This is a genomic window from Mesorhizobium sp. B2-3-4 (assembly GCF_006442315.1).
GTDB lineage: Bacteria > Pseudomonadota > Alphaproteobacteria > Rhizobiales > Rhizobiaceae > Mesorhizobium.
The window spans coordinates 1-25,789 of record NZ_VFVY01000007.1; the positions used below are offsets into that span (position 1 = coordinate 1).

The following is a 25,789-nucleotide window of genomic DNA, read 5'->3' on the forward strand; positions in this document are numbered from 1 at the left end:
GGACCGGATGGCCATCCGGTCCGAGGCTCAGTCGCTTACATCGCACAAACTCTCCTCCGTGCAGATACAAGGGGCGGCGCTGGCTTAGACAGCTGATGCACGACCGGGTTCGTATTCGTCACGACGCTTGCAACAACGCCCTTTCCCCCGCATCGAGCAGCCATTGCCGCACAGCATGCGTCGGTTCGGGATGGCGCTGCTTTCTCGGCATCACGACATAAAAATCCTGCGTGCCGCGCATCTCGCCACGCACCGGCTGGACCAGACGGCCGGCGGCGAGGTCGGCGGCGACGAGGAAGCGGCTGGCCAGCGCTATGCCCTGGCCGGCGAGGGCGGCGTCGATGGCGAGGCCGGTCTGGTTGAAGCGCATGCGTTTCAACTCGGTAGCCATCTTCAGGCCAACCGCCTTTTCCATGAACTCCGGCCACAGATTGTGCGCGTCGTGCAGCAGGACGTGATGCTGGATTTCGGTCGCCGCGATTTCGGTTGTGCCGGCCGGCAGCAGGGCCGGACTACAGACGGCGATGATCTGCTGGGGAAACAACAGGTCGACGATCAGGCCGGCGCCAAAGGGGGCGCGGCCTTGCCGCACCGCGATGTCGACGCCGTCGGCCTGGAAGCTCGACAGGCTTTCGCTGGCCAGCACGCGCAGGTCGACCAGCGGATTGTCTGCCATGAAGTCCTGCAGCCTGGGGATCAGCCATTTGGTGGCGAAGCTCGGGGTCACGCTGATCGTCAGCCGCGCCGGTTCGGGGCGCAACAGCAAGGTCGCCTCCGAGATCAGGTCGAAGGCGCGGCGGATGTTGGGCACATAGGCGCGGCCCTCATCGGTCAGCGCCAGGCCGCGTGGCAGTCGCTCGAACAGTTTCGTGCCGAGATCGGCCTCCAGGCCGCGAATGTGCTGGGCGACCGCCCCTTGGGTGACGTTCAACTCCTCAGCGGCGATGCGAAAGTTGAGATGGCGCGCCGAGGCCTCGAAGGCGCGCAGCGCATTCAGCGGCGGCAGGCTCAGGAAGGCTTCGGGCATGCAGGAGTTTTTCTACTGGTTGATTTCAGGCATTCTGGTTCGAACCGGGCGGAAAAACCAGCTATATCGGCGCTGAGATCCCGAAAACACCGTTTGCGGCTCCCGCCAACCCGAAGAGGAAAACCCAATGAGTGTAGAAAAAGTGGCTGTGATCGTGGCCGGAGGCAGCGGCATGGGGGCGGCGGCGGCGAAGCGGCTGGCGGCGGACGGGTTCAAGGTCGCCATCCTGTCTTCGTCCGGCAAGGGCGAGGCGCTGGCCAAGGAGTTGGGTGGGCTCGGCGTCACCGGTTCCAATCAGTCGAATGACGACCTGCGGCGGCTCGCCGATGCGACGCTCGAAAAATGGGGGCGCATCGACGTGCTGGTCAACAGCGGCGGCCACGGGCCGCGCGCGCCGATCCTGGAGATCACGGACGAACAGTGGCACACGGGCATGGACGTCTATCTCATGAACGTCATCCGGCCGGTGCGCATCGTGGCGCCGCAGATGGTCAAGCAGAAGGGCGGCGCCATCATCAACATCTCGACGGCGTGGGTGGCCGAGCCGAATGCGATGTTCCCGACCTCGGCCGTGTTCCGCGCCGGCCTCGCCGCCTACACCAAGGTTTTTTCAAACACCTACGCGGCCGACAATGTGCGCATGAACAACGTGCTGCCCGGCTGGATCGACAGCCTGCCCGCCACCGAGGAGCGCCGCGACAACGTGCCGATGCAGCGTTACGGCACGTCAGAAGAGATCGCCGCGACGATCGCGTTCCTGGCTTCGGACGGGGCGGGGTATATTACGGGACAGAATATCCGGGTCGACGGGGGCGTGATCCGGGCGCTGTGAGGGCGGCGTTTTCCTTTCCTTCTCCCCCAAGTGGAGAAGGAAAGAAGCGTCACCGCTGGTCCGCATCCGTCAGCGTCTGCAGAAACGCGACGATATCGTCGATCTCGGCGTCGTCGAGCGCCGGCTTGTCGCCGGGCTTCCTGCCGTCGAAGGGCGGATCCTGATTCAAGTTCGGCCAGTAAGCCTTTGGCAGGTCGTCATATTTCTGGACCGTGCCGTCGGCATTTCTCGGGTACCAGCGGCCAGGGTCGGTGTCGCGGCTGGCGTAAAAGGCGACCGCGTCGCGCAGCGTGTGGAACTCGCCATTGTGGAAGAAGCTCCTGCGCAGCGCCACGTTGCGCAGGGTCGGCGTCTTGAACAGGCCGCAATACTCCGTCCTGCCCTTGAAATCGGTGCGCAACGGGCCGCACAGGCCGAGATCGGCATAGGCCGGGTCGGCGTTGGCCGGAATGGCCGGGTTGCGCGGCACGGCGATGGCGATCAGGCCGAAATCGGTGAATTGCGGCGGCTCGCCGTCATTGGCGGGTTCGCTCAGATGGCAGCTGGCGCAGTTGCCCTTGGTCTCGTCCTCGAACAATTCGCGGCCATGCAGTTCCTGCGCCGATAAAGTCGCCTTGCCGGCGAGAAACGCGTCGTAGCGGCTGGAATAGGGATAGAAGTCCGCCGGGCTCTGCTCGAACGTGCCGAGCGCCTCGGCGGCGGCGGCCAGCGCGTCGTCCGGGCGGTCGAAGACGTCGTCGCCGAAGGCGGCCTTGAAGTCGTCGGCATAGGCCGCCTTGCGCAGGCCGGCGGCGACGGCGGCGGCGTCCTTGTTGGCCATCTCGAAGGGCGAGAGCAGGGGGATTTTCGCCTGGTCCTTGCCATGGTCGGCGCGGCCGTCCCAGGTGAGACCTCCGGTCGGGCCGTTGTCGACGCTCTCGTCGCCCTCATCCTCGGAATCGTAGAAATGCTCGGTAAAGGCGGGTGCGGCCTGGAGATAGCGCAGCGACGGCACGGCGCGCACGCCTGGCCGGTCGAGATCCGGCCCGCCCATCTCGACTGGCGAGGCCGAAGCCGGGCCGAAAGCGTGATGCGGATCGTGGCAGGACGAACAGGCCTGTTTTCCCGAAGCCGACAGTGCCGGGTCGAAGAACATTTTTTGCCCCAGGGCGGTCAGCACCCGCGCCCTGGCGAAGGCGTCGGCACGCGACAGCGGCCCGGGATGGAGGCTGCCGTTTCCGGCGCGGACAGCGGCCGACGACGCAGCGATGGCAGCGGCCAGTGCGGCGGCACCCGCCAGCATCAGGCCTTTCCATCGCCCTGTCGTCATCGGTTCGGTCCCCGTTCGGTGCGCAGTTAGGTCGCCACTGCAACGGATTGATGACTTCCACCGGCGCTCACGAAACCGTGTTCGAGGGCGCGGCGGATGTCACAAAGGTGACAAGGCATCTACGTTAGCTGCCGCTGTGGTTCCCGCGCCATAGCCCCTCCAGCCACAGTCAAGCCACGAGGTCTTTCCATGACGAGGCTCAAGCTCCTCACTTCCTTCTGTCTGGCCGGTTCGGCCCTAGTTCCTTTCACCGCGCACGCCGCTCCCGCCGGCTTCGAAAAGATCGACACCGTCGTCGTCATCTACGCCGAGAACCGCAGCTTCGATAATCTCTATGGCGGCTTCCCCGGCGCCAATGGGCTGGCCAACGTCTCGGCCGACCAGGCGCGCCAGCTCGACCGCGACGGCAAGCCGCTGACCGAACTGCCGCCGGCCTGGGGCGGGCTGACCGCCAAGGGCGTGACGCCCGTGGTGACGGAGGCCGAGACCGCGCATCTGGCCAACGCCGCCTTCGCCATCGACGATCCCAAGGGTTTTCACGAGGGCACCAACGTCATCACCCACGATCTGTGGCACCGTTTCTACCAGGAGCAGATGCAGATCGACGGCGGCAAGAACGACAAATTCGTCGCCTGGGCCGATTCCGGCGGCCTGGTCATGGGCCATTATGACGGCTCCGACCTGCCGATGTGGCAGGTCGCGAAGAAGTACGTGCTGGCCGACAATTTCTTCCAGGGCGCCTTTGGCGGCTCCTTCCTCAATCACTTCATGCTGGCCTGCGCCTGCGTGCCGGTCTATCCGCATGCAGACACCAGTCCGATCAAGGGCCAGATCGCCGTGGTCGAGCCCGACGGCACGACCTTGAAGGTCGCCGACAATTCGCCGGCCTCGGCGCTGGGCGGCGTGCCGAAATTCGTCAATGACGGCGCCATCACGCCCGACTTCCATGCCGTCAACACCATGCAGCCGCCTTACCAGCCGAGCGCCAACAAGCCCGTGGAAGGCGGCGACAAGGCGCTGGCCGACCCGGCCGCGCCGACCACGCTGCCGCCGCAGCACGACATCACCATCGGCGATCTCCTGTCGCTGAAGGGGGTGAACTGGGCCTGGTACGCCGGCGCCTGGCAGACGGCACTCGATGGCAAGAACGCCACGCCGGTGCCGAACTTCCAGTTCCACCACCAGCCCTTCAATTATTTCGCGGCCTATGCGCCGGGCACCGCCGCGCGCACCGAGCATCTGAGGGACGGCGGTCTCGACGGCGCCGAATTCATCAAGGCGATCGACGACGGCAAGCTGCCGCAGGTCGCCTTCTACAAGCCGCAGGGCAATCTCAACGAGCACTCGGGCTATGCCGACGTGACCTCGGGCGACCAGCACCTGGCCGACCTCGTCTCGCATCTGGAGAAGAGCCCGCAATGGGGCCATATGCTCGTCGTCGTCACCTATGACGAGAATGGCGGCTTCTGGGATCATGTCGCGCCGCCAAAGGCCGACCGTTGGGGTCCAGGCAACCGCATCCCGGCCTTCATCATCTCGCCCTACGCCAAGATGGGCACGGTCGACCACACGCAATACGACACGACGTCGATCCTGCGCTTCATCACCGCGCGCTACGATCTGCCGGTGCTCTCGGGCATCGTCGCCCGCGACAAGGCGCTGGCGGCCAATGGCGAACCGCCGATGGGCGATTTGTCAGCGGCGCTGGATCTCAGCCGCTAACCGCCTGATCTGCGGATCAGGTCGCGGCCGATCGGCTTCGGCGCCTCGCTGCGCAGCACCAGCGCCGTGGTGACCGCGCCATGGCGCGCCACCGCGTCGACGATGGTTTCAAGGTGGGCGGGCGAGGGCACGACCACTTTCAGGATGAAGCAGTCCTCGCCGGTCAGCCGGTGTACCTCGGTAATCTCGGGCATTTCGGCGAACTCCTTCAGGCACGGGCGGATGTGCTCATGCGTGGTGCGCACGCGGATGATGGCCATCATGCCGAGGCCCAGCGCCGCCGGATCGATCACCGCGGTGTAGCCTGATATGACGCCGCGCTCCTCCAGCCGCTTGACCCGCTCGGAGGTCGCCGGTTGCGACAGGCCGACCCGGCGGCCAAGTTCCGAGATGCCGATGCGGCCGTTCTCCTGCATGGCCTCGATGATAGCGATGTCGGTCGGATCGAGCGGCGCGCGCTCATCGTTGTTTTTCACAAAACACCTTGAATTCATCGGCAGGGACGTGATTTCTCCGATGGTTTCCTATTCCCGATGGCGATGCAAGACGCCACCATGCATCACCGATCGATAGGAGCAAGGCGACATGACGCATTTCATCATCCTGCCGGGAAGCGGCGGTTCGGGGCCGGCGCATTGGCAGTCGCGCTGGGAGAGCGCCAATCCGGCGATGCGGCGCTTCCTGCCTTCAAGCTGGGACCTGCCCGATTTCACCGACTGGCTGGCGGCGCTGGAGGCCGCGGTGATCGCGGCGCCGGAGCCGCCGGTGCTGGTCGCGCACAGCCTGTCCTGCCTGTTGATCGCGCACTGGCAGACAATTTCGCAAAGGCCGGTTAAGGCAGCCTTGCTGGTCGGCGTTCCCGATCCGGCTTCAGCGGTCTTTCCTGGATATGGCATGGCCTTCGCCAGAATTCCCGAGGGGAGGCTGCGCTTCCCCTCGCTGGTGGTGACCAGCACCGACGATCCCTATGGCTCGCAGGAGTATGCGCAGGCGCGGGCGCGGCAATGGGGCAGCCGCATCGCCGTGATCGGCCCGTTCGGCCACATCAATGCCGACAGCGGCCTTGGCGACTGGCCGGAAGGTTTGGCGCTGCTCGAGGGGCTGGTGTCCGAGGCTTGAACGCGCTCAGCCGCCCTTCACCAAAGCGAGGACAAGCTTCTGCAGATTGCCGCCCTGGCCGAACTCGACGCGGTCGAAATCGCGGCTGCCCTGGATCCTCGCCTTCGAGATCGCGTCGAGCCGACGGACCACCTCGGCCCTGGTCTTGCTGCATTTCGGATCGTCGGTGACGGTCAGTCCGCCTGTCGCGGCTTCGATGTCATGCACCATTTTTATCATGCTGGCGCCATGCACCTTTTCATGAGCGCTGACGCCGGCGATGAACACCTCCCAGTTCTTCTGGACGGAAGGCGGCAGCGGCGCGGAGGGACTTGGCAAGGTGTAGGTGATGATCAGTTTCGGCTTGCCCGCCGTCAGCACGCAGTCCTTGCCCCTGGGCTTGTAGTCCCGGATCCCCCAGGTCAGCTTGAAGTTGGTGAAGGCGATGGCCCGGGTAATGCCAACATTCGGCCCGTTCTCGCCGATCGACCGGTAGAGTTCCAGCCCGGACTGGCCCGAAATGGCGTAGGTCTCGACCTTCTCCACCGGCTTCCACTCGGCATGGGCGGTGATCGGCAAGGCCACCAGGGCCGCCAGCAGAAGACACAGACGAACTCTCAGCACAATGTCTCTCCAAACCGGGGCCGAGCGGCCGTGCTGAACAGGCAATGCCACCGGATCGCTTTTCCTATATGCTGTCGGCGGGCGCTGCAAATGTCGCGGCACAGTCAATGGGGGGAAGTCATGAGGGTTCGTTATCTCGTCGTCGCCGGTGTCGTGGCCGCATTGCAGACGGCGCAGCCGGTTTTCGCCGCCACCTGTGGCGGCTGGAGTGCCAAGATGGAGGAGGACGAGGGCGGCAGCGTGCTGACCGCCTCGGTCTGCGGCGGACCGAAAGGCGACGCGCATCTGATGCTGACCTGTTTCGACACGCCGGTGCTGAGCTATGACCTCGGCACGGCCGGCCAGCAACCGGAAACCGGCGTCAGCGGCTCGTTCGACTTCAAGGCCGACGGCAAGACGGTGACCAAGACGCTGCAGTTGGAGGAAATGTACAATTATTTCGTGGTCAATCTGGCTAAGGCCGATCCGCTGCTCGACCTGCTGCGCTCCAAAGGCGATGTGTCGGTCAGTGCGGCCAAATATGGGCAGGCCAGTTTTTCGCTGAAGGGGTCGAGCGGGGCTATCGGCAAGGTGCTGGCGCAGTGCGGCAAGGCGAAGCCTGCCGGTGATGGGGATTAGACCTTCGAGGGTTGCGCCGCCCCTCATTGTCCTGCCGGACATTTCTCCCCGTATAGTGACGGGGAGAAAGACGCCCCGACGAATGATTTCGCCAATTTTGGACGTTGCAGAAAAGGCGCCGAGGTTGCGGCAGCATTCTTCTCCCCGTCACTATACGGGGAGAAGGTGCCGGCAGGCGGATGAGGGGCAGCGCTGTGCTCGCTTATTGTCACTCAATGCCCCATCACCCCACCCAGCCTGACCGTCGCCGCCATCAACTCCGCATCCGAAAAACCGGAAAAGCCCAGCACCAGCCCGTGCTTCGGCGCCCCGTCGATGAACATCGCGGACAGGGCGCGTGCGCCGACGCCCACCTCCTTTGCCGCCTCGACGATCGCCGAGTCCAGTCCGCCGCCCCTCAGCATCGCCATCAGATGCAGCCCCTGTTCAGGCACCGTCACATTGAGCGCATCGCCACAATGCGCCTCAAGGCCCGCCACCAGAACGTCGCGCGCGGCTTGTACCCGGCGGCGCACGCGTCTCAGATGCGCGGCGAAATGGCCTTCGTTGAGCAGATCGGTCAGCGCCCCTTCGGCAAGCGTCGAGGGGTAGCGGTCGGAGCGCGCCCGGACCGCCATCACGGCATCGAGCAGCGGCTCCGGCACGACGACATAGCCGAAGCGCAGGCCGGGGAAGAGCACCTTTGAAAACGTGCCGAGATAGGCGACGCGGTTCGCGCCATCCATGCCTTGCAGCGAGGTCAGCGGCGGGCCGGCGTAGCGGAACTCGCTGTCGTAATCGTCTTCGATAATCCAGGCGTCGTTGCGCCGCGCCCAGTCGAGCAAGGCAAGCCGGCGGCGCATCGTCATGGTCACGCCGAGCGGATATTGGTGCGAGGGCGTGACATAGGCGGCGCGGGCGTTCGGGCAGAGGCGCTCGCCGATCTCCGGGTCGAGCCCTTCGGCGTCGACCGGCACGCCAACCACCTTGGCGCCACTGCCGGCTAGCGCTGCATGCGCCATGGGATAGCAGGGGTTTTCGATCCAGACAGCGTCACCGGGGCGAAGAGCCGTCCGCACCAGCAGATCGAGCCCTTGCTGCGTACCCGAGGTCAGCACGATCTGGCCGGCGTCGCAGCGCACGCCGCGAGCGGTCCTGAGATATGTGGCAATCGCGGTGCGCAGCGGCAGGCCGCCGCGCGGATCGCCATAGCGGAAATGTTCGGGGCCGGGGCGGGCGAGGTGGCGCGACAAAAGGATACGGAACAGGTCGAGCGTGCGTGGGTCCGACACCGCCACGCCAAGCCCACAAGGCAGCGAGGTGGCGGCATCGATCTCGGGCGGACGCGGCTTGCGCAGCCTCACCGGCAGAAACGGCACGTCGGGCGCGACGAAGGTGCCGGCGCCGACCTTTGCCACCGCGAACCCTTCCGAGATCAGCATTTCGAAACAGGCGACCGCCGCGGAGCGCGACAGGCCGAAGCGGCGCGCCAGATCGCGGGTGGTCGGCAGCTTGGCGCCGGCGGCCAGCGCGCCGGTTTCGACCAACCGGCGCAGCGCCGCGTAAAGCTCGCGGCTGCGCGGACCCTCGCCCGGCAGAACCGGTATGAGCGCCGACCAATCCGGCGGATTGGTCTGAATTTTCTCGTCGTGATTGGCTCTTTTTCCAACCAATGCCATTGCCTAGGGTTGGCAGACAACAGCCAAGGATGCAAGCCGTGAACGACGTCGCCGCCAGCTTTTCCACCACCAGCCGCAACCGCATCAAGCGCCTGCACGAGCGCGGCAGCTATGACCACGAGGCTGTCTTCGCCGTGCTGGATGCGGGGATGCTGTGTCACGTCGCCTATACGTTCGAGGGCCAGCCCTATTGCACGCCGACCATCCACTGGCGCGAAGATGACTGGCTCTACTGGCACGGCTCGTCCGCCAGCCGCATGCTGCGCCAGTTGCGCGGCGGCACGCCGGCCTGCCTGACGGTGTCGCATCTCGACGGGCTGGTGCTGGCGCGTTCCGGTTTCAATCACTCGGCCAACTACCGCTCGGCGATGTGCTTCGGCACGGCGCGGATCGTCGAGGAGCCCGAGGAGAAGATGAAGGCGCTGGCCGGGGTCGTCGACCGTTTCTATCCCGGGCGAAGCGAGACCCTGCGGCCGATCTCGGCGCAGGAAGCCAAGGCGACGATGGTGATCGGCATGCGCATCGAGGAGGCCTCGGCCAAGGTGCGCGCCAAGGGCGTCGGCGACGACGAGGAGGATTACGGCCACCCGGTGTGGGCCGGTGTCATCCCTGTGCGCACGGTGATCGGCGCGGCCGAGCCATGCCCGAGGATCTTGCCGGGTATCGAACGGCCGGGGAACCTGGCTGATTATGCCGAAGGCGAAAGACTGGACCGGGCGCTGACGCAAGCGCAGAAGGTGTATGAGGGCGAGGATTGACCTGCAAGGTTAGCGCTGCCGGCGCCGGCCTTTGCCAATTACCCCAATGTCCAGCTTGGTCCAAAGGGACAGTCCCGGTACCGCCTTGCCGCCGCCACCGCCTCGCGATATCCCGCCATCATGATCACCCTCCGCAAGGCCGTCGCCGCCGATCTGCCCGCCCTTGTCGCCATGCTGGCCGACGATCCGCTAGGCGCTGCCCGCGAGGATGCCTCCTTGCCGCTGGCGCAAGGCTATCTCGATGCTTTCGCCGCCATCGATGCCGATCCCAACCAGTTGCTTGCCGTGGCCATGGATGGCGCCGAGGTGATCGGCACCTTGCAGATCACCTTCCTTGCCGGGCTGTCGCGCAAGGGCGCATGGCGCGGGCAGATCGAGGCGGTGCGGGTCGCGAGCGGCAGGCGCTCCGGCGGGATCGGGCGGAAAATGTTCGAGTGGGCGATCGAGCAGTGACGGGCGCGCGGTTGCGTCCTTGTGCAACTCACCACCGACAAGGGGAGGGCGGACGCGCACCGCTTCTATGACGGGCTCGGTTTCACCGCCAGCCATATCGGCTACAAGAAAACGCTGTAGGCTATTCGCTGTCCGTCCGTCGGCTGCGTGGCGGCTGGCGCATCGGCGAAATCTTTCAGGCTCTATTCAGTTTGCCGACGAGACAGGATATAGGTCAGTCAGGTTGACCTATATAAAAAACGTCCGGGAGGCGCGTCTTGACCCTTTTGAACCTCTTGGCTTCGCGCTCCTCGCGCATGAAAGCCTCCGAAATCCGCGAATTGCTGAAGCTGCTCGACCAGCCCGACATCATCTCGTTTGCCGGCGGTATTCCCGATCCGTCGCTGTTTCCGGCGGCCGCCATCCGCGATGCCTATGCCGATGTGCTGGGCGGCGCGGAGGCGGGCGCGGCGCTGCAGTACCAGGTGTCCGAAGGCTATCTGCCGCTGCGGCGCTGGATCGCGGGCCAGATGGGCAAGCTTGGTGTCGCCTGCGACGAGGGCAACATCTTCATCACCTCCGGATCGCAGCAGGCGCTGGACTACCTCGGCAAACTGTTCCTGTCGCCCGGCGATACCGCGCTGGTGACATGGCCGACCTATCTCGGCGCGCTGCAGGCCTTCAATGCCTATGAGCCGCGCTACGACCGGCTGCGGCCCGAAGGCGGCAACATGACGCCCGCGGCCTATCACGCGGCTGCCGCCGCGAACGGCGGCAAGGTCAAGTTCGCCTATCTGGTGCCTGATTTCGCCAACCCCACCGGCAACACGCTGGACAGAAAGCAGCGCGAGTCGGTGCTCGACCTTGCCGGCGAACTCGACATCGCCATCATCGAGGATGCCGCCTATCGCGCGCTGCGCTATGACGGCGAGGGCGTGCCGCCGATCCTGGCGCTCGACTGCGCGCGCTCCGGCGGCATCGACAAGGCACGCACGCTCTATTGCGGATCGTTCTCAAAGATCCTGTCGCCGGGCATGCGCGTCGGCTGGGTGTGCGCGCCGCGCCATGTGATCGAAAAGCTGGTGCTGATGAAGCAGGCTTCCGACCTGCACAGCCCATCGGTCAACCAGATGGTGATGCACCGCGTCGCCGAATCCGTGTTCGAAGACCAAGTGAACAAGCTGATCGGCGCCTATCGCGATCGCCGCGACGGGCTGCTCGGCGCGCTGGAAGCGCACATGCCCAAGGGCGTGACCTGGAGCCGTCCGGAAGGCGGCATGTTCGTCTGGGTGACGCTGCCCGAAGGCGTCGACGCCACCGAACTCCTGGCGCGGTCGGTGAAGGAGGCGCGGGTCGCCTTCGTGCCCGGCAATGCCTTCTATGCCGACGGTACCGGGCGCAACACGCTGCGGCTGTCCTTCACGCTGGCCGACCGCCGCGCGGTGAGCGAAGGCATTCCGCGGCTGGCGGCTCTGCTCAAGGGGTGAGGCCGGCAGCCGGCGCCTATGCCGGCACGCCTACCAGCGCCTCCAGTTTTCGCAGCCGGGAAAGAGCCAGCTCGCGGAGCGGCTGGCGGAAGCCGTCCTCGCCGGTTTCGACGACAAAGACCAGTGTCTTGAAGTCGAGCATGAATTCGTCGATGGCCAGCGTGGTCTTCTCGGAGCGGCCCATGAACCGGCGCAGCAACGCGTTCGCCTCTTCGACGCCGCCGATATCGGCTTTGTCGACCAGCGCTTCGAGCTTGTGAAAACTATCCAATCGCAATCCTCCCGCCGCGCCACGAAACTTGCCGCTAGCCGGAAGGTTCCATCGAGGCCCCATAATTGTCGCCGGCTGTCAGCAGATGCGGGCAGCCGCGTTGACGCCTTGCCGTGCGCGCCTAAATTCGGGGCCTTGCGAGGAGGAGCTTTCATGGAAACCCAGGAATTGCATCGCGGCCGGCTCATCGACCATCTCCAGCTCGTGGTCCGGGACCTGCCCGCGAGCCGGCGGTTCTACGAAGCGCTGTTCCAGGTGCTTGGCATCCCGATCGGCGGCACCGGCGCGGATTATTTCTGGGCCGACGAATTGTTCATTTCCAGTGCCGACAGCCGGGCCGCGCTGGGAAAGCTCACCGGCCGTCATCATCTGGCCTTGCAGGCCAGGGATCACGCCATGGTCGATGCCTTCCACAAGGCCGGACTGGCGGCCGGCGGCACGGATAATGGCGCGCCGGGCGAACGGCCCTATCATCCCGGCTACTATGCCGCCTTCCTGCTCGATCCCGACGGCAACAACATCGAGGCTGTCCATCACGGACCGGCCAATCGCAGCGCGGCGTCGGTGAAGATCACGTTCTAGAATGTTCCAGGTCAGGTCGTGCCGGACGCTCGCTCAGAGAGAGTGTGTGTGAGAGAGAAGCGTTCACACCCGCGCTGAAACTGCGTAGGCTCCATGACGATTTCATCCGGGAGCCGTCATGTCCGAGACCGCCCGACCCGACAAGCGGCTGAGCGAAGCCCGGCGCACGGCAAGGCTGTTGTTGCGGCCTCCGGTCGCGGCCGACCTGGATTTCGTGACGCGGCTGTTCGCCCGCCCCGAACTGGTTGCGCATCGGCCCGACCCCAGCCCCGACACGCCGCAGCAAAGTGCCGACCGGCTGCTGCGCGACATCGGCCACTGGCGCGACCATGGCTTCGGGCGCTGGACCATCGAGGCGCAAGGCGAGCCGATCGGCTTTGGCGGGGTGACGGTTTCGAAGGCGTTCGAGGGGCTCAACCTGTCCTATCATCTGCGGCCGGAAAGCTGGGGCCAGGGTTTTGCCACGGAGGTGATCCGCGAGACGCTGGCTTTCGCGTTCGGCCATCTCCACGCCAGGCGGGTGATCGGCCTGGTTCGAACAGCCAACATCGCCTCGCGGCGTGTCCTGGAGAAGAATGACTTCCGTTTCGAGCGCGAGGTGATGCTGCATGACGCGCCGACCAATCTCTATCTGCTGGAGCCGGCTGATCCGGCATGATGCCGCCGGGCTTGGCCGCGATGTCCCGGGCGGCGGTCTGTAGGGGTGTCTCCGGCGTCCGCCTTGTTGCCGTCGAATTTGTATCCTCGTATACGAGAATCGAGAGGGCAAGAATTGCATGCATCATCCAGCGCCTGAGACCGTGCCGTTCTTCAGCCAATGGGAAACGCCCGACATGACGCTGGCGGTGCTCGCCGATGGCGCCGACGTCGCGCTCAGGCGCGATCCGCTCTGGCGCGGTTCCGGTGCCGACACGCTGGACGAATACGCGGTCTGGGCGGCCAATATCTGTGGCATGGCTTGCCTCAAGATGATCCTGGCGGCGCGCGGTGAGATCGTGCCGACCATCGAGCTGGCACGGCGGTGCACCCGCTATGGCGGTTATGTCGTCAACGCGGCCGACCATTCGATCAAGGGGCTGATCTACGCGCCCTTCGTCACCTTCGTGAAGCAGGAGTTCGGCATCGAGGCCGAGGTGATGACCAATGTCGCGACGGCGGACATTCCGGCGATGCTGACCCGCTCGCGCTTCTTCATCGCGTCGGTCAGCAGTTCGATCCGCTGGCCAGAGCGTGAGCCGCCGTCGAAGGGCGGCCATCTGGTGCTGGTCACGGCGGCATCGGACCGGCTTTTCCGTTTTCACAACCCGTCCGGCCACAACGAGGCCACACAGGCGCACGCAGTGTTGGCGCCATCCGATTTCGACCGTTTCTTCGCCAATCGCGGCATTGCCGTCAGCATTTGATCTTGAGGGATTTCGATGAAGACAAGGGTAGCCATCCTCTATGGCGGGCGTTCGGCCGAACATGAGGTGTCGCGGCTTTCGGCCGCCAATGTGCTGAAGGCGATCGACCGGACGCGTTACGAGGTGGTGCCGATCGCTATTTCCCGGGAAGGCAGCTGGCTGTTGCAATCCTCGTCCGAAGCCGGCGACGGGGCAGGGGCGCCGGTCGCGGAGGATGGCGTGGAGGTTGCCCTGCTGCCCGGTGGCAAGGGCCGGCTGGTGGCGGCGGCGCGGGATGGGGCGCAACCAGACCCGGCGCCGGTCGACGTGGTCTTTCCCGTGCTGCATGGACCGTTCGGCGAGGACGGCTCGGTGCAGGGCTATGCCGAGGTGGCCGATGTCGCCTATGTCGGCTGCGGCATTCTCGCCTCGGCCGCGGCCATGGACAAGGAGATCGCCAAGCGGTTGATGCGCGAAGCCGGCCTCGCGGTTGCCCGCTCGGTCACCGTGCATCGTGGCGATGCCGTTTCGTTCCAGGAGATCGCCGGGGCGCTCGGGCTGCCCTTCTTCGCCAAGCCGGCGCGCCAGGGCTCGTCCTTCGGGGTCAGCAAGGTGAACGACAGGGATGGCTTCGACGGAGCCGTCGAAACAGCCTTGCGCTATGACGACAAGGCGCTGATCGAGGAGTTCGTCGACGGCCGCGAGATCGAGTGCTCGGTGCTGCAACGGGCCGACGGCTCGCTGACGGTGTCGCTGCCGGGTGAGATCATCCCGGCTGGCAAGCACGGCTTCTACACCTATGAGGCAAAGTATCTCGATGCCGACGGGGCAGTGGTGAAGGTGCCGGCCGATGTGCCGGCGACGGTGGCGGAGCGGGCGAGGGAGATGGCCGGGCAGGCTTTCCGGGCGCTCGGCTGCGAAGCGATGGCGCGCGTCGACTTCTTCCTGCGCGCCGACGGCTCGCTGCTGGTCAACGAGGTCAACACGCTGCCCGGCTTCACCGACATCTCGATGTATGCCAAGGCGCTGGCGGCGATCGGCATCGGCTATGCCGAGATCATCGACGCGCTGATCGAGCATGCGCTGGCGAGGCATGGCAGGCGCTGATCGGACCCGCGGGCAGGCGTGCCCGCCGTGGTATCCTCGCAACCGTTGATCTTGTGCCAATCATTGGCCGTGGATGGTGGCATTTCATCATTGGCTAATGTTGCGCGCCGGCTCAATATACCCGATCATCGCTGATGGCAGGGGAGACATAGCGTGGCCACTCGTCGAAACGGCATGGCGTCTCCTGCGCCGCGGGACACGCTTTCGGCCATCGCGCCGCATCCGCGAACGGCGTTGCCGAATGTGGCGACCATCGTGACGACGGTGGCGGCGCTGTATTTCGGGCGCGAGGTGTTCCTGCCGATCGCGATCGCGCTGCTGCTGACCTTTGCGCTGGCACCGCTGGTCTCGGCGCTCAAGCGGATCGGCATCCCCCGGATTGCCGCCGTCATTGCCAGCGTGGTCGGTGCTTTCGCCGCGCTTGGCCTGTTCAGCTTCATTGTCGCCACGCAGGTCAGCGAACTGGCGCAGAACATCCCGGTCTACCAGACAAACATTCTTGCCAAGATCCGCTCGCTCAAGGAAACCGGCGTCGGCGGCGGAATTCTTTCCAGATTGAGCACCGTGGTCGAGCGCGTTGGCCAGGAGATCAACAGGCAGGACGTTTCGCTGCCCGCCGCCGCTCCGGACAAGCCGCCGCGCGAGCCAGTGCCAGTCGAGATCATCTCGCGCGAACGGCCGCTCGAAGTGCTGCAGAACATCGTTGCGCCGCTGATCAGCCCGCTCGGATCGGCAGGGCTGATCATCGTCGTCGTCATCTTCATGCTGCTGGAGCGGGAGGATCTGCGCGACCGCTTCATCCGGCTTGTCGGCTATGGAGACCTGCATCGCACCACCGAAGCGCTCCAGGATGCCGGCAAACGGGTGGGCCGCTACCTGCTCATGCAACTGGTCGTCAACATCTTCTACGCGATACCGATCGCGATCGGGCTGTGGATCCTCGGCATTCCAAATGCCTTGCTATGGGGACTGCTGGCGCTGGCGCTGCGGTTTGTCCCTTACATCGGACCCGCCATAGGTATGTTGTTGCCGCTGTTTCTGGCACTCGCCGTTGCGCCCGGCTGGTCGCTGGTCCTGTGGACGGCATCGCTGTTCGTGGTGATGGAACTGGTGACTGGCAACGTCGTCGAGCCCTGGCTTTACGGATCGCGAACAGGGCTGTCGTCCCTGGCGATCATCGTAGCGGCCATCTTCTGGACATGGCTCTGGGGTCCGCTCGGCCTTGTCCTGTCGACGCCGCTCACTGTCTGCCTGGTGGTGCTGGGCAGGCACGTGCCGCAGTTCGAGTTCCTCGACGTGCTCTTTGGCAACGAGCCTGTGCTCGAACCGCATGCCCGCCTTTACCAACGACTGCTGGCCGGCGATCCGGATGAAGCCACCGACCACGCCGAAGAGGTGCTGGAAGAGAAATATCTGGTCGACTTTTACCACAAGGTGGCCATTCCGGCGCTGTTGCTGGGCGAGCAGGACCGCGCGCGCGGCGTCATGGGCGATCAGCAAAGGCGGCAGCTGGCCGCGAGTGCCCAGGCGCTGGTGGCAAACCTCGACGAAAGTGCGCGCGAAGAGGCGGACGAGGACCAGGACACGCTGGCGGGCGCCGAAGCGGGCGACCAGGACGACGCTGCCGACGAGGAGGAGACCGATCTGCCGGATGGCACCGGCATGTCGGTGCTTTGCGCCGGCGGGCGCGGCGAACTCGACGACGCCGCCGCTGCAATGCTGGCCCAGGTCCTCGAAATCCAGGGGGCGGCGGCGTCGAAGGCAGGCTTTGCTGATATGGAACCGGCCGGAATCCGCCGTCTCGAGCTCTCCGCGGTCGACACCGTCGTCGTCGGCTTCCTGAACCCTGATTCCATCAAGCATGCGCGGTTCCTGGTTCGCCGGCTGAAGCGTTTGAAGGCAGGGTTGCGCGTGGGAATCGTGCTCTGGTCGAATACCGGCACCGAGGACAAGGACGCCGACGTAAACCTCGCTCAGGACATCAACGCCGACTTCGTGGCGCATGGCATGATCGATGCCGTGAAGGGTGCGTTGTCGAACGAGCCGCCGGTCGCGCTCAAGCTCGTCGCCAAGCGCCGGATGCGGCGCCAGCGGACAAGGCCCGCAAAGGCCTCGGCCGCCGCGGCGGGCTAAGGCAAATTTCGAAAAACTCAGGCCGTTCACATGTTCGAAGCGACGTCGCGGGTTGAACGCGGCTTTGGCTTGTGGGCCGGGCGGATGACGACCTGCTGGTGAGGGCGGGACACGGTTTTGACCGGAGGGGCCGGCGGCAGCGCCTTGCGGCGCCGGAGCCAGTTGGAGGACAGTTCGGCAATCAGACTGTGCAAGGCTTTCACATCGTCCTCCTCTATCGGGCTCCTCCAGCGGGCGATGCGGTAATCTCCGAAGACCTGACTTGTTCCCATGCCCATGGAGCGTAACGCTCCGGGCTATTGCATCGAGGCCGATCGGGGCAGTTCAAGCGAGACGATCGCGTTGCCCTCGCCATCTTCGGCAAGTCCAGTCGCATGCGAAACCAATTTATTGTCCAAAGCGTCGAATTCGATTGCCGCGCCAAGCAGTTGGGCAGCCCGAAGGACCAGTTGCTCGACGTCTTCGAGGGCGACATTTTCCGCCAGGTTTCTCACCCTGATCTGTTCGGCCAGCAGGCTGATGTTGACGATGCCTGTCGCCCTGAACGCCTTCTGAACCGCCGAGCCGACGTCGTCGAGCAATCGGGAAGAGTATTCGTACCGCATTGAGACCTCCCATGGAGGATCGTTTTTCTGGTTATCGCACACCATGCGCCAGGCGCCGCCGCATGGCAAGCAAATTCTAAAGAAATATAAATAAAATCAATTAGTTAGCATAGGCACAACAATGGGCGTCCTGTGCTTCATCCTCATCATGGGATTGATGCACCTTTCACCCATGGGCGGGGCTTGACGCATTAGGGGCTTAATCCTATCTATTAGCTGAATGAGGTAGATACTAACTCGACACATTGTTGGCCTTAGCGAGGGAACGGATATGGCTGACCTTGAACGCCCGGAACGGCTGCAGATCATGCTCACCGCCGACGAATTGGCAGCCCTGGAGAACTGGCGCTTCGACAAGCGCATGCCGAGCCGCTCCGCCGCGGTGAGGGAGCTGTTGCGCCGTGGCCTGGCCGCGGAAGGCTTCCTGTCCGCCGGACAAGGCATCAAATCGCAGGAGTTCGGCGTGATCGGGCCAGACGGTGACGAGGGGAAAAGTGGCGGCAATCCCGAATAGGGCTTAGCGTCCGTGGGTCCGCGTGCTTTGGTCTTGCAAGGCGCTTGCCTTGATTCTCGCGCACACTAGTTAGGTGCCCATGAAGGAATTGCTGGCCGCTACGGCCAACGTCGAAGACAAGGGGCAGTTGAGCGCGAGCGCCGATGTCCGGTTGGCGGCTATTGTCGATTCCTCTTTCGACGCCATCATCAGCAAGGACCTGAACAGCGTCATCAAGACCTGGAACCTGGCGGCCGAGCGCATGTTCGGCTACAGCGCCGAAGAAGCGATCGGCCAATCCATCCTCATGCTCATTCCCGATCACCTGAAGAGCGAAGAGGTCGATATCATCGCCAAGGTTCGCTCCGGCGAGCGCGTGGCGAGTTACGAGACCACGCGACAGCGCAAGGACGGCGTGCTGATTGCCGTCTCGCTGACGGTCTCGCCGATCAGGAATGCTCATGGCGAGATCGTCGGCGCCTCCAAGATCGCCCGCGACATCTCCGCGGCCAAGGAGAACGAGCGCCGGATCAGGCTCTTGATGCGCGAGGTCAACCATCGCGTCAAGAACCAGTTCGCCGTCATCCTGTCGATGGTGCGCGAGACCAGCAAGCGCTCGAGCGATCCGCATGAGTTCGAGGAACTGATCCGCGCCCGCATAATGGCACTGTCGCGCTCGCATGATCTGCTCGTCACTTCGGAATGGGCTGGTGCTAGTCTCTTCGACCTGATCCAGGAACATCTCAAGCCGTTTGGCCGCGAGGAGCAGATTCTGCTGTCCGGGCCGGTTCTGACGTTGCAATCCAACGCCGTGCAGAACCTCGGCATGGCCTTTCACGAACTGGGCACGAACTCTTCCAAATACGGCGCATTGGCCAGCGAGGGCGGCCGGGTGGAGATCACCTGGACGATCGGCACGTCATCGCAGAATCGTGGCGCTGCGGGCAGTCGTGAATTCCAGCTGACTTGGAAGGAGACCTCGACGCCGCATCCCGGCGACCGCCGCGACGAGACCACGCGCAAGGGATTCGGCACCGTCGTGCTGCAGCGCGTGGCGCCGCAGTCGCTAGGTGGGTCTGCCGTTCTGGAGCGGTCGCCCGGCCATTTCGAATGGCGGCTGAAAGCGCCTTTGGCGTCCATCATCGTGCCGCAGGCCGGAAGCGAACTTGACGAGGCTTCGCCGGGCTCCGGCATCTAGGCCAGGAAACCCGCCCGGACCGACCCGCTCAACCTGAGGCAGCCTGGTCGCGGCAGACTACTCGACCAGGATGTGGGGCCTCCCGCGCGGCCTCGACAAACGCTTGCCTGGCGATATCGGGCGGCACGTCGCCGTTGGTTGCCCTGCGGCAGGCGCGCAAGGCGGACTGATGCTTCGGGCTGCCGGCATCGCGCCAGTGCGTCGTCAGCAATTCAATGGCCTGCTGTGTGTTGGACAGGTTGCGGGTGGCTCCGGCAACGCCGACCGAAACCACCACGGGCTTGGAGAACCACGCGGCTTGCATTGGAACCTCGACCATGTTGCGGGCATGCAACGCGCATGGCCGCGCGAGGTTTCATGGCCGCCGATCACTGAGGCGTGATGGGCTTGGTCGTCATCCGGCAAAACAACGCCTAGAGGATGTTGGTCGTCACCTCGACGATGATCGCGGCACCTTCCAGTCCGCCATTGGGAACATGCACGACGCGGGAGACCCGCAGGTCTTGCTGGCTTCCGTCGACCGACAGCGAGACGCTTTCGCCGATGCGCGGTACAGCCTGGAACGTGGCATTGGTGGCGTCCGGCCGGTTGTCGATGGATATGCGGCAATTGACGGTCATGGATTGTCTCCTGTCTGGCGGCCCCGGTCGTCAACGCGAAGACCATGGAATGGTTTCAGGAGGCGCTGGTCAAGAAATCCGGACTGCCGCCGCAGAGGGCTGGTTCCCGCTCATGGGCTCGAACCACGATTCACGCCTTCAAAGGGCGCTGTCCTACCATTAGACGAAGCGGGAAAGGCAGGACGTTATGGCGTCCAGTCGGCTTGCGGTCAATCGATGCGATCGATTGTGGCCGTCACTCCGGGAAATCGAGGCCCGGGTCCTGGCAGCGATGGACAGGGCAGTCTCCATCGCGCGACGGAATATAGGCCGACATCGGTATGTCGGGCCAGTCGCACTCGTTGCCGAACTGCCTGACATAGCGGTCATAGGTGTTGGGACCGGTGGTCAGCACAACGGCACGACGGCTCTGGATCATGGACTGTATCTCGGCGCAACTCATCGAACGGCTGTCGGGGCGGGCAGCGGCAAGACCGGTCGTCGCGAGCACGATGCCCATGGTCATCAACAGGGTCGAAACACGAGCGGACATGGCGGCATCTCTCTGGGCGGCATCTCTTTGGTTGACGCGGTTGCGCAGGCCGCCGGTCCAGATTGGCGCCGGATGGCCGCATCCACTGTCGCACAAAACCCCGATCATGTCTGTTGGTTCCGCCACACGCCCGCGTTACGGCGGGAGACAGGCGCTCGGCGCACAAGGCCGCGCAACCAAATCGGGCGTCGCGCATTGCTGGGCATGGACGGAAGGAAGCCTTACGAAACACCGCAATGGTGGCCCGGAAACGAGGGCCGCGAGGCGATGTGCTGTTCGTTCTGCGGCGGCCGCGACCATCGCTATGAGGAGTGTCCGCGAAAGCCCGACCCTTTCCGGCCCGGTGAGTCTGCCGACGAGGAGGAGAAATCCGCCCGCTGAGCCCCGTGGATGCACGCGGGGGGTCGGCCGTCCATCCATCCCGGCAGGGAACTCTGCGGCCGACAGCGGTTCGTGTCGCGGCGGCTAGCCGCGCCGTGGATCGCAGAAGAAATCGATCAGCGCGCCAGCGGTTCGTCCGGGCGCTTCCTCCGGGAAGAAATGCCCGCCGGGCACCGCCTTGCCGCGCACGTCGTCAGCCCGGCTTCGCCACAACGCCAGCGGCCCGCCTTCGCCCTCATACCATTCGGCGAGTGCGCCTTGCCCGCTCCACAAGGCCAGCACCGGGCAGGCGATGCGCCGGCCGGCGGCCTTGTCCGCCTGGTCGTGTTCGCGGTCGAGCGTTGCCGCCGCCCGGTATTCCTCGCAGATCGCGTGGATATGGGCGGGGTCGCGCAGGGCATCGACATAGGCCTGGCGGATGTCGGCCGGGAAGACATCGGGCGACGAGCCCCAGCCGCCCAGCGCATTGTCGATGATGGCGTCGGCGGCGCCCGCCAGGATCTTTTCCGGCAAGGGCTCGGGTTGCGCCAGCAACGACCACGGCCAGTAGCCGAGGGCCAGCCGGGCGTCGGCCCGGTCCCAGGCATCGGCCGTGGGCACGATGTCGAGCACAGCAAGTTTTTCAATACGGTCGGGATGATCGAGTGCCAGGCGGTAAGCGACCCGGCCGCCACGGTCATGGCCGGCAACCATGAAACTGGCGAAGCCGAGCCTGGCCATCATCGCCGCCATGTCCGATGCCATGGCCCGCTTGGCATAGGGAGCGTGATCGGGGCTCGATGGCGGGCAGGAGCTGCGGCCATAGCCGCGCAGGTCGGCGCATATGACGGTGAAACGCCCGGCGAGCACCGGCGCGATATCGCGCCACATCAAATGCGTCTGCGGAAAGCCGTGCAGCAAAAGCACCGCCGGTCCGCTGCCGGCGCGGCGCATGAAAATGCGGGCATCGCCGGTATCGACCTCGACAGGCTGGAAATGCTCGAACATGGCTGGCCTCCGGCACAGGCAACGGCTGGAGAACGCGGTTGGTTGCAGCGCTTGCCAAAGTGCCGCCTTGCGCCGGCATGCGCGGTTCCGGCCTGGCCCACGGACCAAGCCAGCAAAATTCCCGCGCTATGCCAGCTTCAAGAAGGCGCCGGCTTTCGAACGCCGATGCCTTCCCGTTCCGGTCGGACCTAGAATTCCACGCCGAACCTGGCTTTGAAGCCATTGTCTGTCGAACCGCTGCCGAACTGGCCGGAATAGGTCAGGCCGAGTGTTGCCCTCCCGGAGACAGCGAGGTCGATACCGGCCTCGACGACGGCCGCGTCGCGGGCGATCGGCGTGCCGGCGATCGAGAACGGATCGCTGCCGGCGAAGGCAAGTTGCGAGGTCGGCGTCACCGAGCCGAAGGCGTGCCGCCAACCGAGCGTGCCGCGCGCCGTCACCGGAACGCTGCCGAGGGAAAGGTCGGTCGAGGCCCTGACACCAAGCGTGCTGAAGGTCGTGTCGGTGTTTGAGGCCGACGCGCTCAATGCCGCGGCGCCGCCGTTTTCGGTAAAGCCGTCCGTGTGGAGGTTGACGTAGGCGAGATTGGCGAAGGGCTCGAACGAGGCCGCGCTCGTGTCGATCCGATAGCCGGCCTCGCCATAGACCTGAGCGGTGCCGGCGTCATAGGTCGCGCTCAGCGTATCGGCAAAGCCGGGCAGGCCGACCGTGCGCCCGGTCTCGATATTGTGCCAGCTATAGGCGGCGCCGGCGCGCAGGCCGAAGGCGCCCCACTGGCCACCGCCATAGAGGCCGAGATGATAGTTGTCGCTGGATCCGGAGGAGGCGCGGTCGTCGGCGCTGAAGGACGAACGGCTGTAACCGGCCAGGACACCGAGCCGCCAGGTGTCGCCGATGGCGCCGTCGCCGCCGGCGATGAAGCCGCCCGTCGAGCGATCGAAGCCGGCGGCATTGCCGTCGCCCTTCACGTCGGCCCAAGAGCCAAAGGCCTGGCCCCAGACGACGAAGCGGTTGCTGTCGGCAGCGACCAGTTCGGGACCGCCCTCGCCATAGGCCATCACCGGGATCGACGCGGTGGCGACGCCGTCGACGGCCGAGCGGACGCGGTTGGTGGCGGCATCCATGACGAAATGGCTGTCCTGAACAAACATCCCCTTCAGCGATGCCTGGGCCTCGCCGGAGATGGCATCGAGGGCAAGGCGCGCGGTGTCCTCGTCGCTGAGCAGCAAGATGGCCAGCCCGAGCGGATTGCCCGTGCCGAGCTGGTCGACCGCGCCGCCGACCGCCTTCTGGTTGGCCGTGTCGGCGACGTCGACGACGGACAGATCGTTGCGGGTCAGGCTGAGCGTCACGTCGTTGCCGTCGCCGCCCGCGTAGTCGACGGTGTCATCGAGGAACAGGAGGTTGTTCTCGATCGAGGCGAAAGTGCCGGTGACGGCACCCGCGCTCTGCTTGTCGATGATGGTGAAGGGACCGTTGAGAGGGTCCCAGTCCGCGGCAGTGGGCGGCGAAAGCACCAGCTTCAGCGTGGCGCCCGTAATGTCGACCGTGCCGCCAACCGTGAGCTTGTCCGTGGCCGAGGGCGATCCCTCGATCTCGAGAGCGCCATGGTTGACGTAGTCGCCGCTTACCGTCTGGGACGGTGTCTTGGGGGTGGCGCTGGCGTCGCCGATCACATGCGCGCCGCCGGCCAGGATGGTGACGTCACCGCCGATCGTGCCTGAACCGCCAAGGCTGGCGCCGGACATGACCTCGACATCGCCGCCGAGCTTGCCGACGCCCTTGAGGCCGACGATCAGCGAACCGGACGAAACGGTGGTGCTGCCGGTGAAGCCGGAGCTGTCGCCGGTCAGGATGAGCGAGCCGGTGCCTGCCTGCTCGACGGTGCCGGACCCGGTAAGGACCCCTCTGAATTGCTGCTGACCCGCGAGTTTGTAAATGAGCGCGCCTGAGTTGGAGATGCCGCCGGGATTGACCCCGCCGAGCATGCCGGTGGTGCCGCCATTGCCGAACTGCAAGGTACTGCCGGAATCTATGACGACGCCGTTGCTGCTGTTTGAGCCCGTCAGAATGAGCTTGCCGCCGCCGCTTACCGTTACGAGGCCGGTTTTCGCGCCGGTGATATTGCCGGCATAGGTCAGTTCGTCCGAACGGTTGAACGCCAGCGTTCCGTAGTTGCCGACATTGCCGACGATGGAGCCGGTGGTGCCGCCGCTGCCGATCTGGAGCGTCGCGCCGCTGGAAATGCCGACGCTGCCGCTGAAGTCGTTTTCGCCGGTCAGGATAAGCGTACCGCCGTTCAAGCCGAGGCCGGCCGTGCCATGAATGACGCCGGAGAACGTGCCCGAGGCAGCGCTGAGCATGAGCGAGGTTGCGCCGAGCTCGACCGTGCCGCTGCCGGTCAGCGACTTGATCGAGGCGGCGGCTGCCGCGGACACATCGAACGTCCCGTTCACCTCGACGCCGCTCGACTTGTCGACCCTGCCCTGGCCGGTCAGCGCCAGGGTGGCGCCGCTGTCGATCGTCGTCTTGCCGGTGAAGGTGTTCATCCCGTCGAGCTTCTGCGTGCCGCCAGCGATGGTCAGCCCGCCCGTGCCTTCTATGACGTTGACGAAATTGCCTGACGCCGCCGTGATGGTCAGGGTCTTGGACCCCAGGATGACCTTGCCGCCGCCGGTGAGCGTCTTGATCGAGGCGCCACTGGTGGTGCCCGAGATATCCAGCGTGCCGCTGGCCTGGACGCTGCTCGAAGTGGCGATGCTGCCGGATCCTGTGAGCGTCAGCGTGGTGCCGCCACCGATATTGGTGGCGCCGGTGTAGGTGTTCACGCCGCTGAGCGTCTGTGAGCCGCCATTGATCGTGAGGCCGCCGGTGCCGCTCATGACGCCGCTGTAGTCGCCCGACGCGGCCGTGACCGTAAGCGTCTTGTCGCCCAGCACCACGTCGCCGGCGCCGGTCAGCGTCTGCACGGATGCCCCCGTCGTGGTGGCCGAGATGTCGAACGTGCCGCCGACGGAAATGCCGCTCGAGTTCGCGATGCTGCCGGAGCCGGAAAGCGCCAGCTTGCCGGCGCTGATGGTGGTGGCGCCGGTATAGGTGTTGATGCCCGAGAGCGTCAGCGTGGCGGAACCGTTCTGGGTCACCGTCGCGCCCGCGCCGCCGAGGACGGTGCCGATCGACTGGTTGGCGGAGGACGTGTTGGCGAGGCCGGCAGTCGTGGCGAAATTCACCGTGCCGCCCGAGATGGCATAGGCGTTCGGGCCGGATATCGACCAGCTGTCCGGCGCCACGGTTCCCGTGACGACGACGGTCTGCGGGCCGGAGCCGCTGAATACGGCCGACGACCCGGCGCCGACCGGAGCGGACTGCGAACTCCAGTTGTTGTCCTGGCTGTAATTGTCGTTGGTGGGAGTGGAGCCCGGACCACCCCAGATCGCATCCGCCGCGTGGGCCGAATGCGGCATCGCGGCACCTGCCAAACCTGCCAAGGCCGTGCAGGCCAGCAGGGCGACGATGTTGCGCTTGCGCGGCTTACGCGTCTTGCCAAGAAGAATCATGAAAAATACCCCCAGTTCCGGCAACCGGGCCGATGACCCGCGCCAATGAAAAATCGGATCCGCGCGCCGAAACGACGCGCATCCAAGACTGAAGCCGTATCTTGATGAAGCGATATCCGCCCATGTTGCCGAGGGCCAAAGGCCGTCAGCGGCAACAAATGGAAAAGCTAAACACCCGAACCAAGACCCCCAAGGCCAAATCGGTTATTGATTCAAATTTCCGCGAGCACAACCCCAAACTGGCTCTATTGCAAGAATCTGGTTGGACCAGATTTGTGTACATTAGAAATCATGCATATCTATTTGATATCGAGTCGAAATCCGTCTTTTCATTTGCCGGCGCTCAAGGTCCGTCACGGCCGACCCAAGGGCAATC

26 protein-coding genes, 1 tRNA gene and 1 pseudogene are annotated in these 25,789 nt (G+C 65.1%); 14 read left to right on the plus strand and 14 right to left on the minus strand.

Translation table 11 applies throughout. The features are described from left to right. Positions 1-118: 118 nt before the first annotated feature. On the minus strand, positions 119-1,027 hold the full coding sequence (gcvA, locus tag FJ967_RS12430) for a transcriptional regulator GcvA (RefSeq protein WP_140732007.1): 909 nt from the start codon (positions 1,025-1,027) through the stop codon (positions 119-121). 127 nt (positions 1,028-1,154) lie between these two features. On the opposite strand from gcvA, the gene FJ967_RS12435 reads away from it, so the two are divergent. After that, positions 1,155-1,859 carry an SDR family oxidoreductase gene (locus FJ967_RS12435; protein ID WP_140732008.1) on the plus strand — a complete coding sequence of 235 codons (705 nt, stop codon included), beginning with the start codon at positions 1,155-1,157 and terminating at the stop codon, positions 1,857-1,859. Positions 1,860-1,908: 49 nt separating this feature from the next. On the opposite strand, the gene FJ967_RS12440 is transcribed toward FJ967_RS12435, so the two are convergent. Beyond that, positions 1,909-3,141 carry a cytochrome c peroxidase gene (locus FJ967_RS12440; protein WP_246675269.1) on the minus strand — a complete coding sequence of 411 codons (1,233 nt, stop codon included), beginning with the start codon at positions 3,139-3,141 and terminating at the stop codon, positions 1,909-1,911. 216 nt (positions 3,142-3,357) lie between these two features. Between FJ967_RS12440 and FJ967_RS12445 the strand changes: the two genes are divergently transcribed. Then, the gene (locus FJ967_RS12445; protein ID WP_140732010.1) at positions 3,358-4,890 is read left to right on the plus strand and encodes an acid phosphatase; all 1,533 of its coding nucleotides are present in this window, start codon (positions 3,358-3,360) and stop codon (positions 4,888-4,890) included. On the opposite strand, the gene FJ967_RS12450 is transcribed toward FJ967_RS12445, so the two are convergent. Continuing rightward, positions 4,887-5,384 carry an Lrp/AsnC family transcriptional regulator gene (locus FJ967_RS12450; RefSeq protein ID WP_140732012.1) on the minus strand — a complete coding sequence of 166 codons (498 nt, stop codon included), beginning with the start codon at positions 5,382-5,384 and terminating at the stop codon, positions 4,887-4,889. The genes FJ967_RS12445 and FJ967_RS12450 overlap by 4 nt on opposite strands. 91 nt (positions 5,385-5,475) lie before the next feature. On the opposite strand from FJ967_RS12450, the gene FJ967_RS12455 reads away from it, so the two are divergent. Further along, on the plus strand, positions 5,476-6,009 hold the full coding sequence (locus FJ967_RS12455; protein ID WP_140732014.1) for an alpha/beta hydrolase: 534 nt from the start codon (positions 5,476-5,478) through the stop codon (positions 6,007-6,009). 6 nt (positions 6,010-6,015) lie between these two features. Here the strand turns inward: FJ967_RS12455 and FJ967_RS12460 are convergent, their stop codons facing one another. Beyond that, positions 6,016-6,612, minus strand: a complete 597-nt coding sequence (locus FJ967_RS12460) for a DUF922 domain-containing protein (protein ID WP_181175812.1) — start codon at positions 6,610-6,612, stop codon at positions 6,016-6,018. Positions 6,613-6,732: 120 nt separating this feature from the next. Here FJ967_RS12460 and FJ967_RS12465 point away from each other — a divergent pair, with 120 nt between their 5' ends. Next, complete coding sequence (locus FJ967_RS12465) at positions 6,733-7,230, plus strand: hypothetical protein (RefSeq protein WP_246675260.1); 498 nt, start codon at positions 6,733-6,735, stop codon at positions 7,228-7,230. Between the two features lie 212 nt (positions 7,231-7,442). On the opposite strand, the gene FJ967_RS12475 is transcribed toward FJ967_RS12465, so the two are convergent. Continuing rightward, complete coding sequence (locus FJ967_RS12475) at positions 7,443-8,888, minus strand: PLP-dependent aminotransferase family protein (RefSeq protein WP_140732015.1); 1,446 nt, start codon at positions 8,886-8,888, stop codon at positions 7,443-7,445. A gap of 29 nt (positions 8,889-8,917) precedes the next feature. Between FJ967_RS12475 and FJ967_RS12480 the strand changes: the two genes are divergently transcribed. The 3 genes and pseudogenes from FJ967_RS12480 (at position 8,918) to FJ967_RS12490 (ending at position 11,565) form a co-directional block, all read left to right on the plus strand. Next, on the plus strand, positions 8,918-9,646 hold the full coding sequence (locus FJ967_RS12480; protein WP_181175814.1) for a pyridoxamine 5'-phosphate oxidase family protein: 729 nt from the start codon (positions 8,918-8,920) through the stop codon (positions 9,644-9,646). A gap of 120 nt (positions 9,647-9,766) precedes the next feature. Then, positions 9,767-10,219 (plus strand): annotated as a pseudogene (locus FJ967_RS12485) (GNAT family N-acetyltransferase). 176 nt (positions 10,220-10,395) lie between these two features. Continuing rightward, the gene (locus FJ967_RS12490; protein ID WP_181175839.1) at positions 10,396-11,565 is read left to right on the plus strand and encodes a PLP-dependent aminotransferase family protein; all 1,170 of its coding nucleotides are present in this window, start codon (positions 10,396-10,398) and stop codon (positions 11,563-11,565) included. Between the two features lie 16 nt (positions 11,566-11,581). Here the strand turns inward: FJ967_RS12490 and FJ967_RS12495 are convergent, their stop codons facing one another. Further along, positions 11,582-11,836 (minus strand): hypothetical protein, encoded by a 255-nt coding sequence (locus tag FJ967_RS12495; RefSeq protein WP_246675261.1) that lies wholly within the window; start codon positions 11,834-11,836, stop codon positions 11,582-11,584. Positions 11,837-11,989: 153 nt separating this feature from the next. On the opposite strand from FJ967_RS12495, the gene FJ967_RS12500 reads away from it, so the two are divergent. The 5 genes from FJ967_RS12500 to FJ967_RS12520 all read left to right on the plus strand — a co-directional run bounded on the left by FJ967_RS12500 (position 11,990) and on the right by FJ967_RS12520 (position 17,040). Beyond that, entirely contained in the window at positions 11,990-12,418 is a 429-nt protein-coding gene (locus FJ967_RS12500) for a VOC family protein (protein ID WP_140732022.1), read from the plus strand. Positions 12,419-12,536: 118 nt separating this feature from the next. After that, the gene (locus tag FJ967_RS12505) at positions 12,537-13,076 is read left to right on the plus strand and encodes a GNAT family N-acetyltransferase (RefSeq protein ID WP_140732024.1); all 540 of its coding nucleotides are present in this window, start codon (positions 12,537-12,539) and stop codon (positions 13,074-13,076) included. A 118-nt stretch (positions 13,077-13,194) separates the two neighbouring features. Further along, positions 13,195-13,821, plus strand: a complete 627-nt coding sequence (locus FJ967_RS12510; RefSeq protein WP_140732026.1) for a C39 family peptidase — start codon at positions 13,195-13,197, stop codon at positions 13,819-13,821. 9 nt (positions 13,822-13,830) lie between these two features. Continuing rightward, complete coding sequence (locus FJ967_RS12515; protein WP_140732028.1) at positions 13,831-14,907, plus strand: D-alanine--D-alanine ligase family protein; 1,077 nt, start codon at positions 13,831-13,833, stop codon at positions 14,905-14,907. Between the two features lie 174 nt (positions 14,908-15,081). Beyond that, on the plus strand, positions 15,082-17,040 hold the full coding sequence (locus FJ967_RS12520; protein ID WP_181175841.1) for an AI-2E family transporter: 1,959 nt from the start codon (positions 15,082-15,084) through the stop codon (positions 17,038-17,040). Between the two features lie 26 nt (positions 17,041-17,066). On the opposite strand, the gene FJ967_RS12525 is transcribed toward FJ967_RS12520, so the two are convergent. Beyond that, a complete protein-coding gene (locus FJ967_RS12525; protein ID WP_140732032.1) occupies positions 17,067-17,318 on the minus strand; it encodes a hypothetical protein in 252 nt (83 codons plus the stop codon). 18 nt (positions 17,319-17,336) lie between these two features. Continuing rightward, a complete protein-coding gene (locus tag FJ967_RS12530; protein WP_140732034.1) occupies positions 17,337-17,645 on the minus strand; it encodes a hypothetical protein in 309 nt (102 codons plus the stop codon). 271 nt (positions 17,646-17,916) lie between these two features. Between FJ967_RS12530 and FJ967_RS12535 the strand changes: the two genes are divergently transcribed. Then, complete coding sequence (locus tag FJ967_RS12535; RefSeq protein WP_140732035.1) at positions 17,917-18,159, plus strand: hypothetical protein; 243 nt, start codon at positions 17,917-17,919, stop codon at positions 18,157-18,159. 79 nt (positions 18,160-18,238) lie between these two features. After that, positions 18,239-19,336, plus strand: coding sequence for a PAS domain S-box protein (locus FJ967_RS12540; protein ID WP_181175816.1), 1,098 nt, complete (start codon positions 18,239-18,241; stop codon positions 19,334-19,336). 28 nt (positions 19,337-19,364) lie between these two features. Here FJ967_RS12540 and FJ967_RS12545 read toward each other — a convergent pair whose 3' ends face one another. The 6 genes from FJ967_RS12545 to FJ967_RS12570 all read right to left on the minus strand — a co-directional run bounded on the left by FJ967_RS12545 (position 19,365) and on the right by FJ967_RS12570 (position 25,413). Continuing rightward, on the minus strand, positions 19,365-19,640 hold the full coding sequence (locus FJ967_RS12545) for a DUF982 domain-containing protein (RefSeq protein WP_246675262.1): 276 nt from the start codon (positions 19,638-19,640) through the stop codon (positions 19,365-19,367). Positions 19,641-19,749: 109 nt separating this feature from the next. Beyond that, positions 19,750-19,956, minus strand: coding sequence for a hypothetical protein (locus tag FJ967_RS12550; protein WP_140732037.1), 207 nt, complete (start codon positions 19,954-19,956; stop codon positions 19,750-19,752). 100 nt (positions 19,957-20,056) lie between these two features. Next, positions 20,057-20,130, minus strand: a tRNA-Gln gene (locus FJ967_RS12555). 61 nt (positions 20,131-20,191) lie between these two features. After that, positions 20,192-20,488, minus strand: a complete 297-nt coding sequence (locus FJ967_RS12560; RefSeq protein ID WP_140732039.1) for a hypothetical protein — start codon at positions 20,486-20,488, stop codon at positions 20,192-20,194. A gap of 465 nt (positions 20,489-20,953) precedes the next feature. Next, positions 20,954-21,856, minus strand: a complete 903-nt coding sequence (locus tag FJ967_RS12565; protein ID WP_140732041.1) for an alpha/beta hydrolase — start codon at positions 21,854-21,856, stop codon at positions 20,954-20,956. A gap of 188 nt (positions 21,857-22,044) precedes the next feature. Beyond that, positions 22,045-25,413 (minus strand): autotransporter domain-containing protein, encoded by a 3,369-nt coding sequence (locus FJ967_RS12570; protein ID WP_140732042.1) that lies wholly within the window; start codon positions 25,411-25,413, stop codon positions 22,045-22,047. Positions 25,414-25,789 lie beyond the last annotated feature (376 nt).